Annotated in this window: 1 protein-coding gene; it reads left to right on the top strand. The window is 75.5% G+C overall.

Features of this window, described 5'->3' with window-relative positions:
* Positions 1–1,163: deoxyguanosinetriphosphate triphosphohydrolase (locus tag CCN51_RS52195; RefSeq protein WP_086861320.1), on the top strand; the 1,163-nt coding region annotated here is incomplete at its 5' end.
* Positions 1,164–1,207 lie beyond the last annotated feature (44 nt).

The raw sequence follows: 1,207 nt of genomic DNA, 5'->3' as shown, positions 1-1,207 counted from the left end.
TCCCAGGCGGGGGCCCCGGTGCCGGTGCCCCCGCCTGGGACGCCACCCCGCGCACCCGGCTGACCCACTCCCTGGAGTGCGCCCAGGTGGGCCGGGAGCTCGGCGCCGCGCTCGGCTGCGACCCGGACCTGGTGGAGATGGCCTGCCTGGCCCACGACCTGGGCCATCCGCCCTTCGGGCACAACGGCGAGCAGGCGCTCAACGAGGTCGCCGAGGCCTGCGGCGGCTTCGAGGGGAACGCCCAGTCGCTGCGGCTGCTGGCCCGGCTGGAGCCCAAGCGGTTCGTCGCCGACCCGGACACCGGCGCGCCGGTGAGCGTGGGGCTCAACCTCACCCGCGCCGCGCTCGACGCCGCCACCAAATACCCCTGGCCGCGCGGCGGGCACCCCAGCGACCCCGGCTCGCGCAAGTTCGGGGTGTACGAGGACGACATCCCGGTCTTCGCGTGGTTCCGGCAGGGCGCGCCCGAGCGCCGCACGTGCTTCGAGGCCCAGGTCATGGACTGGTCCGACGATGTGGCGTACTCGGTCCACGACGTCGAGGACGGCCTGCACGCCGGCCACCTCGACCCCGGTCTGCTGCTTGCCGAGCCCGAGCGCCGCGAGGTGTTCGCGGTCGCGGCCGCCCGCTACGCCCCGGGCGCCGAGGCCGACGAACTGGCCGAGGCCCTGGACCGGCTGCTCGACCAGGAGTGGTGGCCCCACGGCTATGACGGCTCCTCCGTCGCCCAGGCCCGGCTCAAGGACGCCACCAGCCAGCTCATCGGCCGCTTCTGCCTCGCCGCGGAAGGCGCCACCCGCGCCGCCTACGGCACCGGCCGGTTCACCCGCTACGGCGCCGAACTGGTGGTCCCGCGCGAGGCGCGCCTGGAATGCGCGGTCCTGAAGGCGGTCGCCGACCGCTATGTCATGCAGCGCGCCGACCAAGAAGCGGTCCGCGCCGACCAGCGCGTCATCATCGCCGAACTGGGCGAAGCCCTGACCGCCCGCGCCCCCCTCGGCCTGGACCCCCAGTTCCGTGCCCTGTACGACGAGGCGGACGCCGCCGGAGACGACACGGCGCGCCTGCGCGCCATCGTCGACCAGATCGCCGCCCTCACCGACACCTCCGCCCGCACCCTGCACGCCCGCCTGACCGCGCCCCGACGCCTCCGACGACCATGAGCGGCCCATCCCACCCGCCCCTGGCGGGCATGTGCGGGCGGAGG

The organism is Streptomyces milbemycinicus (assembly GCF_002154605.1).
GTDB classification, from domain to species: domain Bacteria; phylum Actinomycetota; class Actinomycetes; order Streptomycetales; family Streptomycetaceae; genus Streptomyces; species Streptomyces milbemycinicus.
This window is presented reverse-complemented; position numbering and strand designations above follow the sequence as displayed.